This window comes from Mucilaginibacter sp. P1_D10 (assembly GCF_056406215.1).
Genome location: NZ_JBFUAP010000005.1, coordinates 17,938 through 36,117 on the forward strand (window position 1 = coordinate 17,938; position 18,180 = coordinate 36,117).

General features: G+C 46.6%; 15 protein-coding genes. 3 read left to right on the plus strand and 12 right to left on the minus strand.

All coding sequences use genetic code 11. The features are described from left to right. From AC1DYT_RS08835 to AC1DYT_RS08880, 10 genes are all read right to left on the minus strand, one after another. A complete protein-coding gene (locus AC1DYT_RS08835; protein ID WP_477469259.1) occupies window positions 1-2,595 on the minus strand; it encodes an MGH1-like glycoside hydrolase domain-containing protein in 2,595 nt (864 codons plus the stop codon). Between the two features lie 9 nt (window positions 2,596-2,604). Further along, window positions 2,605-3,684 carry a dipeptidase gene (locus AC1DYT_RS08840; RefSeq protein WP_477469260.1) on the minus strand — a complete coding sequence of 360 codons (1,080 nt, stop codon included), beginning with the start codon at window positions 3,682-3,684 and terminating at the stop codon, window positions 2,605-2,607. Window positions 3,685-3,772: 88 nt separating this feature from the next. Then, entirely contained in the window at window positions 3,773-4,882 is a 1,110-nt protein-coding gene (locus AC1DYT_RS08845) for a D-TA family PLP-dependent enzyme (RefSeq protein WP_477469261.1), read from the minus strand. Then, window positions 4,879-5,247: a hypothetical protein gene (locus tag AC1DYT_RS08850; protein WP_477469262.1), complete on the minus strand. Its 369-nt coding sequence runs from the start codon at window positions 5,245-5,247 to the stop codon at window positions 4,879-4,881. The genes AC1DYT_RS08845 and AC1DYT_RS08850 overlap by 4 nt, the downstream gene beginning before the upstream one ends. A gap of 71 nt (window positions 5,248-5,318) precedes the next feature. Next, on the minus strand, window positions 5,319-5,789 hold the full coding sequence (locus AC1DYT_RS08855; protein ID WP_477469263.1) for a RidA family protein: 471 nt from the start codon (window positions 5,787-5,789) through the stop codon (window positions 5,319-5,321). A gap of 162 nt (window positions 5,790-5,951) precedes the next feature. Further along, window positions 5,952-6,566, minus strand: coding sequence for a TetR/AcrR family transcriptional regulator (locus AC1DYT_RS08860; RefSeq protein WP_477469264.1), 615 nt, complete (start codon window positions 6,564-6,566; stop codon window positions 5,952-5,954). Between the two features lie 190 nt (window positions 6,567-6,756). Continuing rightward, on the minus strand, window positions 6,757-10,191 hold the full coding sequence (locus AC1DYT_RS08865) for an efflux RND transporter permease subunit (protein WP_477469265.1): 3,435 nt from the start codon (window positions 10,189-10,191) through the stop codon (window positions 6,757-6,759). A gap of 24 nt (window positions 10,192-10,215) precedes the next feature. Next, window positions 10,216-11,322 (minus strand): efflux RND transporter periplasmic adaptor subunit, encoded by a 1,107-nt coding sequence (locus tag AC1DYT_RS08870; protein WP_477469266.1) that lies wholly within the window; start codon window positions 11,320-11,322, stop codon window positions 10,216-10,218. A 34-nt stretch (window positions 11,323-11,356) separates the two neighbouring features. After that, complete coding sequence (locus AC1DYT_RS08875; RefSeq protein WP_477469267.1) at window positions 11,357-12,703, minus strand: TolC family protein; 1,347 nt, start codon at window positions 12,701-12,703, stop codon at window positions 11,357-11,359. Window positions 12,704-12,799: 96 nt separating this feature from the next. Continuing rightward, entirely contained in the window at window positions 12,800-13,414 is a 615-nt protein-coding gene (locus AC1DYT_RS08880; RefSeq protein ID WP_477469268.1) for a TetR/AcrR family transcriptional regulator, read from the minus strand. Between the two features lie 20 nt (window positions 13,415-13,434). Between AC1DYT_RS08880 and AC1DYT_RS08885 the strand changes: the two genes are divergently transcribed. The 3 genes from AC1DYT_RS08885 (at window position 13,435) to AC1DYT_RS08895 (ending at window position 16,052) form a co-directional block, all read left to right on the plus strand. After that, a complete protein-coding gene (locus AC1DYT_RS08885) occupies window positions 13,435-13,608 on the plus strand; it encodes a hypothetical protein (protein WP_477469269.1) in 174 nt (57 codons plus the stop codon). Window positions 13,609-13,641: 33 nt separating this feature from the next. Beyond that, window positions 13,642-14,985, plus strand: coding sequence for an adenylosuccinate lyase (gene purB, locus AC1DYT_RS08890; RefSeq protein WP_477469270.1), 1,344 nt, complete (start codon window positions 13,642-13,644; stop codon window positions 14,983-14,985). A 515-nt stretch (window positions 14,986-15,500) separates the two neighbouring features. Beyond that, complete coding sequence (locus AC1DYT_RS08895; RefSeq protein WP_477469271.1) at window positions 15,501-16,052, plus strand: NifU family protein; 552 nt, start codon at window positions 15,501-15,503, stop codon at window positions 16,050-16,052. Between the two features lie 151 nt (window positions 16,053-16,203). On the opposite strand, the gene AC1DYT_RS08900 is transcribed toward AC1DYT_RS08895, so the two are convergent. After that, on the minus strand, window positions 16,204-16,992 hold the full coding sequence (locus AC1DYT_RS08900; protein WP_477469272.1) for an inositol monophosphatase family protein: 789 nt from the start codon (window positions 16,990-16,992) through the stop codon (window positions 16,204-16,206). Then, window positions 16,989-18,176 (minus strand): prolipoprotein diacylglyceryl transferase, encoded by a 1,188-nt coding sequence (locus AC1DYT_RS08905; RefSeq protein WP_477469273.1) that lies wholly within the window; start codon window positions 18,174-18,176, stop codon window positions 16,989-16,991. The genes AC1DYT_RS08900 and AC1DYT_RS08905 overlap by 4 nt, the downstream gene beginning before the upstream one ends. Window positions 18,177-18,180 lie beyond the last annotated feature (4 nt).

Sequence of the window (18,180 nt, forward strand, 5' to 3'; positions counted from 1 at the left end):
TCAATGATACAAACAATTCGCTATTAGCCCTGTCCATCCGGTTTGGTGGGATGCGCCTTTGCCCATCCCGTTGTCGCCGTCAAAGTATTCGTGGTATAGGATATGGTCTTTGAAGTGCTCGTCGGTTTGGAGTTTTTCGTTACTGCCGAATACCGCGCGGCGGCCCTTGTCATCCCTAAGGAAAATTGAAGAGACGCGGCGGTAAATTTCGTTGGCCACTTCTTTCAGGTTCATCATGTTGCCGCTGCCGGTGGGGCATTCTACCTTAAAATCGTCGCCATAGTATTCGTAAAAAGTATTCAGGCTTTCTATGATGAGGTAATTCATGGGCATCCAAATCGGCCCGCGCCAATTACTGTTGCCACCAAACATGCCGCTATCGCTTTCCGCAGGCAGGTATTTTATGCTGAAGTGGTTGCCGTAGATATTTACGCTGTAAGGTTTATCTAAATGATATTTAGAGAGCGAGCGGATACCGTAATCGCTCAGGAATTCTTTCTCATCCAGCATATAACGCAACAGGCTCTTCATGCGGTAACCACGTAGCAAGCTGATGAGATGCGTGCCCCCTGCCCTAACCTCAGTCCAACGCGATACCAGCGAAGCCAGGTCGGGCCGGTTGGCGATAAACCAATCCATACGGCCCTTAAAAATAGGATTATCGGCAATGGCCGCCTCATCCAGCACCTCGGCGGCAAATAATGGTATCAGGCCAACTATGCTGCGCACGCGCATCTTTTCGGCACTGCCATCGGGCAGGCGCAGCTGGTCGTAAAAAAAGCCGTCGGCTTCGTCCCATAGGCCGGTGTTATCCGTACCGAGGGTAGACATGGCGCCCGCGATATAAATAAAATGCTCGAAGTATTTAGAGGCGATATCCTCGTAAGCCTTGTTAGTGGCGGCAAGTTCGGTGGCGATGCGGAGCAGGTTGAGCGAGTACATGGCCATCCAGCTGGTGCCATCTACCTGCTCGAGGTGCGTACCATTGCCAAAGCGAGTATTGCGGTCGAACACGCCGATGTTATCCAGTCCCAAAAAACCGCCCTCGAAGATATTATTGCCGGCATCATCCTTACGGTTTACCCACCAGGTAAAGTTGAGCATCAGCTTGTGGAAAATGCGTTCCAGGAAAAACGTGTCGCCTTCGCCGTTGGCGGCTTTATCCAGCAGGTATATCTTCCAGGTGGCCATGGCCAAAACGGGCGGGTTGGTATCGCTAAAATCCCACTCGTAGGCGGGTAGCTGCCCGTTAGGGTGCATATACCAATCTTTGGTGAGCAGCGTAAGCTGGTTTTTGGCAAATGCCATATCCACGCTGGCCAGCGGAATGCAATGGAAGGCCAGGTCCCAGGCGGCAAACCAGGGGAACTCCCATTTATCGGGCATGGAGATAATATCGCCGCGATTATTAAATTGCGGCCATTTATGGTTACGCCCTGTTAAACGCTGCACAGCGGGCATCGGCTGGGCCGGGTCGCCATGCAGCCATTGGTGTATATCGTAGTAGTAAAACTGCTTGTTCCACAGCATACCGGCAAAGGCCTGGCGCTGCACACGGGCCTTATCTTCGTTGGCCGTTGGCTGCAGGTTGGTGTAAAATTCATCTGCATCGGCTTTGCGGGTGGCAAATAGCGCGTCGATACCATCCAGATTGTTTGCAGCGTCTTCAGAAAGCCGCAACTTAATCGTGTAACTTCCTTTCGCGGGGATAGTAATTTCGTAGTTAGCAGCCGCCTTGGTGCCGGTTTTATCCGGGTTGATGCTCTCCGCACGGTGTACGATATAATCGTTTATGCCGTCTTTATAGAAACGCTTGCCATCATCGAAATGATTAAAGCGTATAGTATTGGTTTCGTTGTTGCAGAAAAGCAGTTCGGGCGAACCATCTGCAATCAAATGCATTTCGCCTAGTTCCGGGTGATTGAGCTTGATTTGATTCCCGGAGATAGCCGACATCACGGGCATCGCGCTATCGTAGCCCAGCGTCCAGGTATTGCGAAACCAAAGCGTGGGCAGCACATGCAGGCTTGCCTCTGCGTCGCTGCGGTTATGGATGGTTATCCTGATGCCGATATCCTCCCGCGAGGCCTTGGCGTATTCCACATACACGTCGAAATATTCGTTGTTGTTGAAGATGCCGGTATCGGCCAGTTCGAATTCGGGGTCGTTGCGGCCGCGTTTGCGATTTTCTTCAACTAAGGTAGTATATGGAAATTGCTGCTGCGGATACTTATACAGCATTTTCATATACGAATGCGTTGGGGTGCTATCCAGGTAATAGTAAAGCTCTTTTACGTCTTCGCCATGGTTGCCTTCGCTATTGTTCAGGCCGAAGTAGCGTTCTTTGATAATCGGGTCTTTTTTATTCCACAGGGCGATGGCGAAACAGAGGTACTGGTCGCGGTCGCTAATGCCGGCTATACCTTCCTCGCCCCAGCGGTAGGCCTTGCTGCGGGCCATATCGTGTGTAATGTAGTGCCAGGCATCGCCGCCGGGACTGTAATCCTCGCGCACGGTACCCCACTGGCGGTCGCTTACATAAGGCCCCCATTTTTTCCAACCCGTTTCCTTTAACCTCGCCTGCTCTTCGTTCATATTACAAATCTATTTCCACGCGTTCCTCAAAAACCGCAGCCAGTTGCCATGCATTATATTATTGATATTGCTATACGTATAGCCGCGTTTCTTCAACAAATCCGGCACCTTCTGCAGATCGGCAATAATCTCCAAATCATATGGGCATTGTTCTTTACCGAAGGCCCCGTCAAGGTCGGTGCCCATGCCTACATGCAGGGCGTTACCGGCAATCTGGCAAATATGGTCGATATGGTCAACCATCACCTCCATGTTGCAGTTCATGCCCTTCGGGGTGGATTGGCCCCTCACCCATCCCGGCACCATCATCCAGGCATCTAACGCTGCGCCTATTACGGCACCACGGTCTATCAGGGCCTTTATCATTTCATCGCTATACTGGCGGTTATGGCTCACCAATGCGCGGCAATTGTTATGGCTGGCCCAAACATGGCCGTTAAAGTTATCCAGGGCCTGCCAAAAGGCATCATCACACAGGTGGGTGGCATCCAATATCACATTCAGCCGTTCCATCTCTTTCAATAGTTCCAATCCATTTGCGCCCATTTTGCCGGTTGCATCGGTACCATTGGCATACCTGCCGGGGCCGTAATGCGCCGGGCCGACCGCACGTAGCCCATTCTGATAGGCACGTTCCAGATAGCTTACGTCCACAATGGAATCGGCACCTTCTAAACTTAAAATATAGCCAATCGGTTTTTTAAGGTTATCCCCCTTATCGCTCCACAATGCTAAATGCTGTTCCAGCGAGGCAAGGTTATTTATCTGCGCCATTTCGCCGGCATCTTCCATGGCTTTATACCAGGCCAGTTGCCCCTGCGTTTGCGCCCAGGCCTGCTGCGGCGAATGCCATCCCGGCAGATGGTTGTCGGGCGCCACGTAACGGCCTATCTGCGTAGCTACCACCAGGCCGATGTTGCCTTTACGTAGTTCGGGGAGGGATACTACGCCTATCCCTCTATCGGGTTTATCGGTTAAGCCTGCCTCGCGGGCGTTGATAGCTGCAATGGGTTGCGTTAAATCGCGGTTCCATTCCAGGGCGTTCATGCTGAGGTCGAGGTGGGCATCTACTATGAATTTTGATTTCACCGATTACACAGATTTATTTGATTTCACCGATTTTTCGTTCACCGATTTCACCGACGTAGGATGGTTACGCCGAATGAACTTAATTTTATTATATCGTAATTTTCCTATCCCTTGCCACATTGAGCCACTCTCCGGTTATTTGTTGGTTCTCGATGGTTATCGCCCGCTCGTACAAAGCAACCGTTGGGCAAATATGGTAAGGCAAACCATACAAAATATCGCCCACCTTATAATGGTGGTTAGGGCCTGCATCGGCAACTAAATGCTCCTCGCTGTGGCCTGTAAATACTAATTCGGGCGCATTCAGGAAGTAGATGCGTTTACTTAATTCATTTTCTGCCGATACTGATTTATGCCCCACATCTATACACAGTTTAGTTTCATTCGGCAATGATACTACCCTCGCCACAACCAGGGCCGCCGTTTGGAAAGCCTGCTCCTTAAAAGCCAACTCATAGCCTCTGTCCCAATAAGCAAAGGTGCCGGGGCTGCATTCTAAATTTTCCCTTTGGGCGATGATAGGAAACGTTGGCGAACCGCCTGCAATGATTACCGGCATGGGGTAACCCTCATCGTATATCATCCGGGCAAGCTCCAGCACAGGTTCGATGGATTCGTCTGACCGTTGCTGCCTTACTGCGTAATCTGCATCGTGTATATGCCCATCATAGGCATGCAAACCCTTAAGGGCAATGCCCTGCATATCGGCACATGCCTGGTACAACTCCAAAGCATCGGCAGGCGTAATGCCGGTGCGGTTCATACCGATGTTCAGGTCGATGTAAACTGTGATTGTGATATCCTCTTTTACCGCCGCTTCTGCTATGGCACTGGCGGTGCCAACATTGTCTACCAGGCATGAAAACGCGGTATCTGGATACGTTTTTATCAGATCGATAAACCTTGTCAGTTTAGGTCCGTTGGGCTGATAGGCCAGCAAAACGTCCATAGCCTTGCACAGGCCCAGCATTTCGGCTTCGGCAATGGTAGCGCACTTAAACTTGCCTATGCCTGCATGCAGCATTAGCATGGTAACAAGCGGGCTTTTATGGGTTTTTACATGCGGTCGCAGGCGGTTAACATCGTCTACCATGGTTTTAACCAGGTCGATATTGTATTTTACCCTATCGGGATAAACCACCAAAGCCGGGGTATCCAGTTTATCTACGTCGCTGATTGTGTACCAGTTGCTATTCATTTTTTTATCAAACCGAAAGAATAATAAAAACAATCAGCGGAGTCGCTCTCCAATTTATCTTTAGTTTTATCTACCTCAAATATGGCGGTTTCCGGAGTCAATTTTTTTCCTTGATAACCAAAACTTATTATCGAACCGTCGTTATCTTCTTGATACACCACTTTTTTACCGACCGTGAAAATCATTCTTGTATTACCGCCTGTCAAATCGCTACCACTATAGGTAAAGCCAATAATTTTACTGATAGAATCTGCTTCGATAAGTGAACTAAAAAGGTAAACCTTATCCCATTTAAAATTAGTGGCATTTTTTAGCTTAATAACGCAAACCGTGCCTGCGCTTTTTCCATCAAAGTTGCTTATCATTTTATCGGCAATACTTTTGCAGCTGCACAACACAGTTATCAATAAAACTACATAGCACAACCGTTTCATTGTTATAAATCTTCCAGCTCGAATAAAGCCTCAATCTCTACCGGGATATTATCGGGTAAAGAACCCATGCCTACGGCACTACGCACGCCGATGCCGTTATCTTCGCCCCAAACACTCGCAAACAGTTCGCTTGCGCCGTTTATGATGAAAGGGTGCTTCTCAAAGTCGGGCGTGCAGTTCACCATACCCAGCACTTTTATAACACGTTTTATTTTATCCAGGCTGCCTACATTGGCTTTAATGGTAGCTAAAATAGCCAGGCCCACCTGCCTGGCGGCAAGCTTGCCTTCTTCAGCCGTCATATCTTGCCCAATGCGGCCTATGATGAGGCTGCCATCGCTCTTAACCGTGCCGTGGCCCGATACGTAGAGGTATTTTCCATCAATTAAACAAGGTTTGTACACTCCCAGCGGTTTTGGCGCGGGAGGTAAAATAAGCCTTAAGGCTGTGAAGTTTTGTTCTGCGTTGATCATGGCGTAAAACTATTATATAAATATGGCTTTTTTTATGACAAAGATCATAAAGGATTTGTAAATGACTAAGCATTTTAACCTAACAAACATCAGGTTTTATGCTGCAATATTCATAACGTTTTAGGAGGGATGCGGGTAAAGCCGCTTGAAGAGGATGCACGCCTACCGAAGGCCTTTTACGAAGATATCTATCAACAGCAGGCGTTTGGCGTGTATCTCGTCCAGGTGTTCTTTGCGGGGGAAGGCGGCTTTTTTGTGCTGCATAGCGCCCACTTTGATGCCGTGCAGCGCATCAAGGAAAACATCCACGATCTCATCCGGATTGGCTACCTGTTGTATGTTGCCCTTGGCTATTTCTGCCTGTATGGCGTTTGCAAGCAGCGTGGTTTCGGCAGCGCGTATCTGGTCCACTATGGCCCATATGGTGTCGGGCAGGTTCTGCTCGTTAAGCCTTACAAAATCGAAGAAGTTATAATTGGCCACCATAAAATGGTGATGGGTATTCACCTGGAAAAGGAAAGCGTCACGAAGGCCGGTAAAGCTGTCTACATTATCCTGCAGCAGCTTTAGGTAATCGTTGGCCAGCTTGCGCATTACGGCCATGTACAGTTCGCTCTTATCCGGAAAGTAGTAATACAGCAAGGCTTTAGACATAGAAAGATCGCCCGCTATCTCATTCATCGTGGTTTTTGAATAACCATAATGCAGGAACCGCTGGTACGATGCCTCTAAAATCTTCTCGCGTTTGATATCCTGGTTTTCTATGCCTGCGCTCATCTATTGCTTATCTTGCTCTTAGTCAATCCGTATTCCTGACTTATTTAACAAAAATATCAAATTTTCAGTCCACTAATTAAACGGCCACTTAAAAGATGATATTCAAATGTTAAAACGACACTAATTCGCACAAAAAAGGCCGCACAGTAATAAACTACGCGGCCTTGAGTATAATTTTTAGGATATCAGCTTATGCGCCGGCTTCGGCAGCCAACAGTTTTTCTCTTTCAGCTTCTTTCTTTGCGCTTTGATCGCCAAAGAAATAAGTCTTCATGTTTACCCGGATGATATACATACATGGCACCAGTATCAAAGTGATGATGGTTGCGAAACCGAGGCCGAAGATCATCGTCCAAGCTAATGGGCCCCAGAATGCAACGTTATCGCCACCAAAGTGAATATGCGGTTCAAAGTGGGTAAACAATCCCACGAAGTCGATATTGAAACCTACCGCCAGCGGTATCAAGCCTAATATGGCGGCGGTTGCCGTCAACAATACGGGCGTCATACGGGTGTGGCCGGCTTCAACCACGGCATCGTGCAGGCTGGTGCCCTGCTCTATCAGCATATCGGTAAATTCTACCAGCAAAATACCGTTACGCACCACCACACCGGCAAGGGCTATGATACCTACGCCTGTCATTACGATGGCCATAGTCATGTGGAAGATGGTTACGCCTAACAAAACGCCTATTATACTGAAGAATATCTCGCTGATGATGATAAGCGTTTTACCCACAGAGTTGAACTGTATCATCAGGATAATCAGTATCAGGCCGAAGGAGGTGAGCAACGCGGTGCCTAAAAAGGTTACTGCTTCCATCTGGTCTTCCTGGCCTCCACCCTGGCGAATGGTAACATCTTCAGCATGCTTAAAGTTGTTCAGCGCTTTCAGGATATTTGCGTTTACATCATTTGCGTTGTAAGGTTTTACTACGCTTGATGACAAAGTCAATACGCGCCTGGACAGCTTGCGTTTAATGTTGCTATATGTGTTAGTAAAGCGCACGTCTGTAAAGGCCGAAATAGGCACCTGGCGTATTGCGCCGCCGGTAGCTAAATCGCGATAGGTTATCTTTAAGTTGCGTATCTGGTCGATATCGCGGCGCTGACTTTGCATCGCCCTTATCTGTATTTTATAGTTATCTTCCTTAGTGTTGCGGAAGTCGGCCGCCGGGGCACCGAATATCGCCGCCTGGAGATTATCTGTAATGGTTTTAGTAGAAATACCTTCGCGGTTTGCCCTTTCGCGATCTATGTCGAATACAATCTCAGGCTTATCGCTTTCGATATCGGCTACCAGGTTCTCAATACCTTGTATGTTTTGCTTGGCAAGGTAGGCTTTAAGCCTTGCTGCGGTATGTACCAGTGTATCCAGGTTGTCTCCTGCAATTTCCAAACTGATGTCCTTTTGTACCGGCGGGCCGCTGGCCTCCTGTGCAACAGATATTTTAACACCAGGAACGCCCTGTACCGCCTTGCGAATGTTAATCAATATCTGCTTGGTATCCTTTCCGTTACGCTTGCCGAATTCTTCGAAGGCTACGGTAACTTTACCCTTATTCGGGTAATCGCCCTGGTCTTCATCCTGCGGGTCGGTTACGCTTTTGGTTACGTTTGATATGATAGATGTAACGATTTCTTTATCGGGCTCGACTACTTTGGCAACACGCTGCTCTATCTTTTTGGTGATAGAATCTGTAGTTGCCTGGTCGCTACCTACCGGCAGGGTAATGTAAACGTAAGCAAAGTTAGGGTCGCCTGCGGGGAAGAACTCCGGTGTTTTGCCAAACTTAGCTGTAGCAACTATGGCCACGATGAATAATACAAACGTACCCACCAGCATGGTAACCGGGCGTTGTACGGCCTTTTCGAGCCAACGCGCATACCAAGCCTGGAACCTCGGCCAGCCGTTCTTCTGGAACCTGTCAATCCAGCGAAGAAACAGGAAGTGGTTGGCCAGGTAGAATATGATGATCACCACCATAAAGTTGCCGAAACCGAAATTGATAAGGTACCCCACAATGGTTGCAATACCCAGGTAAATCATCGCCCGTTTGGTAGGCTTATCGAATTTTGGGTGGTCGTGTTCGCCATCGTGGTGCGGTTTCATGAAATCTACCGCAAACACCGGGTTCATAATGTAAGCTACCACCAATGATGCCAGCAAGGTAATGATGAGCGTTATAGGCAGGAAGAACATAAAATGGCCGATGATACTGTTCCAGAACGCCAAAGGCACAAATGGCGCAAGGGTAGTCATGGTACCGGAGAATACCGGTAGGAACACTTCGCCGGCGGCAGTTTTAGCAGCCTCTTTTATAGGTACTTTGCCATTGGCAAAAATACGGTGCGTGTTCTCTATAACCACAATGGCATCGTCTACCACTATACCCAATGCCAGCAGGAAGGAGAAGAGTACGATCATGTTGAACGTAAACCCGATCCAGGGCATTATCAGGAAGGCCACGAAACACGATAGCGGTACCGAGAGCGCCACGAATATGGCATTGGTGGTACCCATGAAAAACATCAGGATAACGGTTACCAGTATGAAACCGATGATGATGGTGTTGATCAAATCGTTTAGCGTGGTACGCGTTTTATTGCTCTGGTCTCCGGTTACGGTAATGTTGAGGCCCTTAGGGAATGTAGTTTTTTGCTTTTCTTTGATCAGCGCGTTTATCTTGTCTGATGATTCGATCAGGTTTTCGCCTGCCCTTTTGCTTATAGCCAGCGTGATAACATTCTTGAATTTGCTGCCATCGGGTGTTTTTAAGCGGGCAAAGCTCTCTTGCTCTAAAAACGAATCTTTTATTTCGGCTATATCCCTTAAGTAAACGGCCTGACCTTTGGGGTTACGGATAGCCATGGCAGCTACCTCGTCGGCATTCTTGAAATCCTTTTTGATGTCTACTGTGCGCCTGTAGCCATCCATGGGGATGTTACCCGCAGAGGATAGGATATTTTCAGAACCAATAGCCTGGATGATATCGCTAAAACTTACCTGCGCGGCAGCCATTTTATTCATGTCCACATTTATCTGTATTTCGGGCGTTAACGCACCGATTTCAACAACCTGCGATATTTGTTTGTAGCTCTCTATCTCGTCCTTAAGTATATCAGCATATTCTTTCAGTTGCTTGAGGTCGAAATCGCCGGATACGTTTACATATAAAATTGGCAAATCGGATATATTTACGTCAGATACCGTAGGCTCGTGGTAATTCTGGTCGCTGGTTTGCGGCAAATCCCTTTTTGCTTTATCAACCGCGTCTTTTACTTCTACCTTGGCATCCTTAATCTCTACGTTGGTATTGAACTCCGCAGTAATGATGGATACGTTTTGCACCGAATTGGAAGTTACCTTTTTTAAACCTTTAAGCGATTTTAGTTGCTTTTCTATCTGGCGGGTAACCAAATTCTCTACGTTTTGCGGCGATTGGCCTATAAACTGCGTGGTGATGAAAATCTTCGGCACGTCGATGTCCGGGAAATTCTCCTTCGGCAGCCTGTTGTAGCTTATCACCCCCATTACCGTAATCAGCAGGATAAGCACGTAAATGGCGGTTTTATTATCGATGGCCCAGCTTGAGGGCCCAAATTCTTTCTTCAGATCTTTCATGATATGTACTAGATCAGGTTATGATTAATTAGCAGCTACGGTAACTTTTACCTTGTCGCCTTCTTCCACATCGGTAACGCCATCGGTAATTACCTTGTCGCCAACCTTAATCCCCGAAAGGATTTCTGACTGGCCGCCATAGGTAACGCCTACTTTTACGGGCGCGCGTTTAGCTTTGCCGTTAACATTAAGGTAAACGTAATCGCCATCTTCCGATCGTTGTATAGCCTTTACAGGCAGGGTAATGGCTGCATTATTGGTATAATTGGCAATTTTGATGATGGCCGTCATGTTAGGGCGCAAGGTGGCACGCTGCGGCAACTTTATTTCTACCGCAAAACTACGTGAGGTAGGGTCGATAGCTTTTGAAGCAAAGCTTACACTCGTAGTTAATGAGTCGTGCGCATCGGGTACCAAAATCTGCACTCTATTGCCTGTGTTTACACTACCGGAATATGATTCAGGCACGTCGGCTTTTACTTTTAATATATCGGCATTTACAATGCGTATGCCGTTGCCTGCCTGCCCGGGCTGCACGGCCTGGCCAAGCTTAAGATCCATCTGGTCTACTGTGCCGCTTATTGGCGATACAATGCGGTAAAGGTTTGCCTGCTGGCGTAAGGAGGCCAAAGCTTTTTTGCTTGCCTGTAAAGTTGTTTGTGCCTGTAAAAACTGTACTTCGGTGCCTATTTTCTGATCCCAAAGGTTTTTCTGACGCTCATAAAGGGTTTGGTTAAGGCTTACCTGCGCCTCGCTTTGCGCAATATTTTGCTGCAGTACGCTGGCATCAAGTTGCGCAAGCACCTGCCCTTTGCTCACATGCTGGCCCGGTTTTACATACAGGCCCGTAACAGTACCCGGCGACTGAGAAAAAGCCGTAACATTATCCTGGGCATCTATTTTACCCTGTATTTGCACGTAGTTGGTAAACGTTGAGGTCTTAATTTCAAGCGCTCCCACCTCAACGGCTTTTGTTGAATCTACCGTGCCAATTTCGCTTTGCAGTTTAGTGATCTTGGCGTTTATCTCTTGCTGCTGCTTTTGCAGGTCGGCCAGTTGGGCCTTTTTATCTTTTGGTTTTGAGCATGCTGCTAATAACAGTATGGCCGGTATGTATAGTAATTTTTTCATGTTTATATGGAGTGTGTATGTGAGTTTAGTTTGTTTATTGTATGCGTCCGTATGCCCTATCCAGATCTACCTTGCTTACCAAAGCATCGTAAAGCCCTTTTATATAATCGTTATCTGCGTTTTGCAGGTCGGTTTGCGCCTGCGTAACTTCAATGCTACTGCCTACGCCCTGCTGATACTTTATATTTGCTACGCGCAATACTTCGCGTGCAAGCTCCTGGCTGCGCTTTTGGTTATTAAGCAATTGCAAACCATTGATATATTTAATTTTAGCTGTTTGTGCTTGCAGGTTAAGGCCATTTTTGGCTTGTGCCAGGCTATTCTCTGCCTTTAATACGGTTATTTGCGATTGCTTAACACGGTTCACGCGCTGGAAGCCGCTGAATATGGGCACCTTCAAGGTAAGGCCAATATAGCTGGAGGGGAAACTTGAGCTGTACAAATCGCCAAAGCTGTTGTTTTGGTACGAAAACGTGTAAGCTGCATTTGCAGATAAGGTTGGCAAAAACTGGGCTTTGGTACGTCTAAGATCGAACCTGCTCAAAGCAAGGCTTGTTTCCAGAAAACCATACTCAGCCCGGTTTTTATAGGCCGTTGTATCTGCAACTATTTCGGCCTCGGCATCATCCAGTTTTACATCGGCTAAGCTGTTTTTTAAAGTGAGGGTGTAATCTATTGGCATGCCTATCTGAAATTTCAACACCTGGTAATTCAGTGCCAGCAAACGCAGTGTATTTTCACGTGTGGTAACCAGGTTGTTATATTGCACAGCAATACGGTCTACATCTATTTTCTCCACTACGCCCTGTTTGTTTTGGGCTATGGTTTGGTCTTGCCTTAGCTTTAATTGGGCTATGTTGGCATCCAGTAATTTTATTTGCTCCTGGCTTACCAAAAGTTGGTAATAAGCTTTGGTAACCGCTACGTTCATATCAATCTTGGTTCGGTTATAGGCCCTGTTATACAGCTCCTTATAAGTAGTCCGTCCTTGTAAGCCTATGATGTAGCTTGGATCGAACAGCAATTGCGTAGCGTTTACCCCTAAGTTAGACGAATATTTTACGCCGAATTTTACCGGTATAAAAGTACCTGCCGGTGCACCAAAAACCTCGCCGGGCAATAAGGTGGTAGGTATCTTCAGATAATCCTGTATAGATGCGGTTCCGTCAATCTGCGGGAAGCCTTGCCCAATGGTTTCTTTTACCTTATAGTCGGCACTTTTCACATCCAGCGCTGCATTAACCACCGAGTCGCGGTGCTCGTACGCGTAGTTGATAGCATCCTGTATGGTGAAGCTGTAAGTTTGAGGGGCCGGCTGCGTTTGCGCGTAGCCTTTGAGGCTGGCTGCAGCGCAAAGCATTATGAGTAGTAATCGTTTCATGTTGGTATGCATATATATGATGGATTTTGGTTTGTCCGTTTTTCTTTACTGCAAAAAGATCGTTTTTATTGACAACCGTATGTCAGCAGGTTTCTATTATTTGTTTGCGTTTTGTTGTTTGTACTTATCCAGTAATTCGTGCCCCTTTATGGTACAAATGCCGTAGTTGAAATGTTCCAGCAATTGCAGCTGTACCTTCCAGCTATTGAACTGGTTAACCGGGAAAATGGCTGTATTAAAGCCCATCTCTACCTGGTTTACGCGCATAGTTGCCAGTATCTTTACGTCAATATCATCGCGAATGAAACCTTGCTCCATACCTTTATTTAAAAGCTCCACCAGTTTGCTGATAATAACCCCGGCTTTAAAATTCTGGAACTCCTGCCAGGCCTGGGGGTGGTACTTCTGCAAATCGTGGAACACGATGGGGTTTATCCGCGAGAATATATCCTCCGAGCACTTCATCATGCCAATCATCTCCTCGATAACGTTTGCCGATTTCTCGATGATTTCGTTTATCTGCCGCTCGTCTTCCTTTAGCCGGCTTTTTACCAACTCAACCACCAACTCGTTCTTATCTCCAAAAAAATGGTATATCGTTTTCTTCGACATGCCCAAATGCCGGGCTATATCGTCCATGGTTACGCTTTTAATACCTGCTTGCAAAAACAGGTCGAGCGCGCCGTTTATTATTCTTTCTTCCTGACTCATTGACTTTACGAGTCAAAACTATGGAAACATTTTTAGATTTCAAAGTTTCCATCGTAAATTACCTTTGGCTGACAAACACGTTTATTTATTCGTTAACTATCTCATTTGTAGCGATGGGTTTGAAAATCATCGCTGCGGTAAGCTTATTTTTTGATTGCCTGCACCGTAATAATTACCGCCCTTCACCCGCCTAATTTCAAATTGTTATCTTTGCAAAAAACTAACACATGGAATTGAATTCCCTCACCGCCATATCCCCTATCGACGGGCGTTACCGCAATGCCACAGCAGAACTAGCCGCTTATTTTTCGGAGTTCGCCTTAATAAAATACCGGGTACTTGTAGAAATTGAATATTTCCTGGCCCTGCACGCATTGCCAGTACCGCAGTTAGAACTTTTTGACGGCACCAGGAGCGAAAAGTTACGCGATATCTACCGAAATTTCAGCGAAGCTGATGCCGCTGAGATAAAGGATATCGAAAAAACCACTAACCACGATGTAAAAGCCGTGGAATATTTCATCAAGAAAAAATTCGATGAACTGGGCTTGCAGGAATTCAAGGAGTTTATCCATTTCGGCCTTACCTCCCAGGATATCAACAATACGGCTATCCCTTATTCGTTCAAACTGGCCATTAATGATGTGTACATCCCGGCGCTGCACAGCCTGATAGATATATTAAGGCACTATGCCGCCCAGTGGGCACACATCCCTATGCTGGCCCATACGCATGGCCAACCGGCATCGCCAACACGTTTGGGTAAAGAGATAGAGGTTTTTGTAGAGCGTTTAATAAACCAGCTGCATTTGCTGCGCGATGTGCCATACTCCGCTAAATTCGGCGGCGCTACGGGGAACTTTAACGCGCATAAAGTAGCATACCCAAATACCGATTGGAAAGCATTCGGCAACCATTTCGTTAACGATGTGCTGGGCTTATACCGCTCGCAGTTTACCACGCAGATAGAGCATTACGACAATTTTGCTGCCCAATGCGATGCCCTAAAACGCATCAACAACATACTGATAGATCTTGACCGCGATGTTTGGACCTATATATCCATGAACTACTTCAAGCAGAAAATAAAAGCAGGCGAAGTTGGTTCATCGGCCATGCCGCATAAAGTAAACCCGATAGATTTTGAGAATAGTGAGGGTAACCTGGGTATAGCCAACGCCATGTTCGAGCACCTGGCCGCCAAGCTGCCCATCTCGCGCCTGCAGCGTGATTTAACAGACTCTACCGTGCTCCGCAACATCGGCGTACCGGTAGCGCATACGCTCATCGCCTTTAAATCAACCATCAAAGGCTTGAATAAATTATTGCTTAATGAGGCCGCCATCAACGCACACCTCGAAGCTAACTGGGCGGTCGTGGCCGAAGCAATACAAACTATATTACGCCGTGAGGGATATCCAAACCCATACGAAGCGTTGAAAGAACTAACCCGCACCAATACGCAGGTAAACGCACAAACCATTGCAGAGTTTGTGGATACTTTAGAAGTGAGCGCGAGCGTTAAAGAAGAGTTGAAGGCGATTACGCCGCAGAATTATACGGGAGTTTAAGAGCGATGACGAGGCTGCATTCGCATTTAACATATCCCTTTGTATTGTGTATTCTGCTGTTTGATGGTTTTATCACCTATTCGCTTGTAAGCAGTTTTGATTTTTCCTTTGGTCTTTTATTTCTTGTGGCATTAGTTAACCTGATTTTTTTATCAGTATTTTATGTGTTTCTAACAGACTTAAAGAGGGTGTATGTTGAGGATTCAACACTATACGTATATGATCTTTATTCGAGAATACCGTATATTCTATTTTTAAAAGATTTGAAGGAGGTTAAGAAGGAGATGCGGGCGTTTAATATGATATTGGGGGTTTATAAACTTAGCTTCGCAGTTGAAGGTAGCTACTATCATTTCACATTCAGCTTTATAAAAAACAAACTCATTTTTGATTTGAGGAAGTATATCTAAGAAGGGCCTAAAACCCGTCTGTCAGTATCAGGTAAAACTAAACATCGCCTGCCCAAACAATCAAAAACCTAACTACATTTGTTTACTATTTAAAATTGTACATCCATGAATATCAACGTATATACCGAATCTACCCCGAACCCGGCAACAATGAAGTTTATTGTAAACAAGTTGCTGATAAACGGCAGCGTGGATTACGCCACCCGCGAAAGTGCCGAAAAATCGCCTTTCGCCAAGGAATTATATAAATTTTCGTTCGTAAACGGTGTGTTTTTCGCCAGCAACTTCGTAACCGTTACCAAAACAGAGGGCAGCGAATGGAACGATATTGAGCCGATACTGAAAGAATTTGTAAAAGGCGCAGTTGAATCTGAATTGAAAGTGCAACTGGTTGAGCAAGCTACCGATGTTGAATTTGAAGGTACCGAAACCGAGATAAAAATACAGCAGATATTGAACGATTACGTGCGCCCGGCTGTTGAGCAGGATGGCGGTGCTATCAGCTACCGTTCTTTTGATGCAGGCGTGGTTACCGTAGAGCTTCGCGGCTCGTGCAGTGGTTGCCCATCATCAACGGTAACGCTTAAAGCAGGTATCGAGAACCTATTGAAACGCATGGTGCCAGAAGTTACCGAAGTGGTTTCTGAAGCGCTTTAACCGGGATTAAACAGATTTTTACGATTTCACAGATTTGATTTTGTGATCTCTATAAAAAACGCCGATTTGAAGATGATTCAAATCGGCGTTCTGTATTCAATCCTATCGGTGAAATAAAAAAAATCGGTAAAATCGGTGGAATCGCAGAAAATCAAAAATATCTCTGAATATAATCCAACATCTCCCCTGTTATCTTACCGTTGGTTGCTAAAACCTCACGTGTATTCAATACTTCGTCGCCACCTTTAAAGTTAAGCACTTGTCCGCCGGCCTGTTTCAGGATAACGATGCCGCCGGCTACATCCCACTCGTTAAGATTGTATTCGTAATAAGCATCGAAGCGACCGCTTGCGGTGTAGCATAGGTCTACCGCAGCAGAACCCAGGCGGCGCAGGCCATGGCAATTGCGCATCAGTTCGGTGAATAATTCGATATAGGCAGCCTGTTTGCTGAAATCGTAATACGGGAAACCCGTTGCGATAAGGCTATCGGCAACTGCAGGTTTGTTGCTTACTTTTATTTCTTTCCCGTTAAGGTACGCCGGAGAATCGCTGTGCGCGTAAAAGCACTCGTCCTGACATACTTCGTACACTACGCCCAAAACGAGTTCTTCATTCTTTTTCAAGCCGATGCTTACCGAGTACGAAGGCAGCCCGTGGATAAAGTTGGTGGTGCCATCCAATGGGTCGATAACCCAGTTGTAAGTATCGCCTATTTTGGTGGTGGTTTTTTCTTCGGTAATGAAACCGGCCTCGGGCATTATCTTCTCCAACCCGGCAACTATTTTTTGTTCAGCGGTTTTATCCACGTAGGATACCAGGTCGTTAAGGCCTTTGTATTCTATCTTATCGGCATCGAAAGTCAATCTTTCCTGGCGGATGAACTGGCCTGCTGTTTTGGCAACCTCAGTTACCTGGCTGATGATGGGGTTGAGCGTCATAATGTTGTTGTGGATAGGGGCGATTTTTGATAACGTGTGTTGCCAAAATAGATCAGCGCCGCACCACCCAAAACCATAATCAACGATATCATCTCTGCCTGGGTAAAGGGTATGCCCGCAACTACATATTTAGTGTTTACACGTATCAGTTCTATCAGGAAACGCTCGATGCCGGCCAATATCATATAAATACCGAACAATACGCCCGGTGCTTTTACGCGATGGCGTATCTTCCAGATAAAGAAGAAAAGCAACAGGCAAATAACCGACTCGTAAAACGAAGTTGGGTAAACTGCTTCCCTAAGTTCGTAGCAAAATTTGCCAACGCAATCGGGCATGTGCACCATCAGGGGGTCGGTTGGGTTACCGTTAACGTTATGCGGGAACTTAAACGCCCACATCCAATCAGGCGCCCAGCTAAGCCAGCCCGGTTTTGGCGCAAGGTTTGGTATGCCCCAATCCCCATCGCCCGACATCTGGCAACCTATACGACCTACAGCATAAGCCAGCATCATACCTGCTGCGCCGATATCCAGCATATCCAGCGGTTTTACGCCGTTTTTATTGGCGATGTATAGTACAGCAGCTCCGCCGCAAATCAATCCGCCATAAAAAGTTAAGCCACTAAAGCCGATAAGCATCGCTATCGGATCGCGCATAAACTCGCCCCAGTTCTCCAGGGCGTTGAATAGCTTGGCACCAGCAAAACCAAAAATAGCGGCCCATAACAGTATGCTACCCATCAATTCGTGGGGATGTACAGTAACGCGGCGCAACTCAGGCTTTGGCAGTTCTTGTTTTTTGGCCTCATAATAGGCCCAGTAAGCAAATAGCGCTGCAAATATGATACCGCCAACCCAATTACCTTTTAAAGACAACAGGAAATCCTGAGGGTTATCTATAAGGGCAGCGTAATGCATGCCAGAATCTACCACCTTAAAACCGAATACAAAGCCGAAAACCGCGTTTCCAGCCAGCTCGCCCATTGAAACGGGCTTACCCACCATAATGTCCTTTCCGGTACCTTTTATGTAGCCCGCGGCTTCCTTGCGCTTAAACTCTTTGGTAAATGCCCAATAGGCGGCCATAAAGGCCAGTGCCACAAAAAAACCAAAAGTTTGTATAGGCAATGGGATGTTTAGCCCGGTGAAGTACTCTATGAGGTAGGATATAGTTGGAAACATTTAT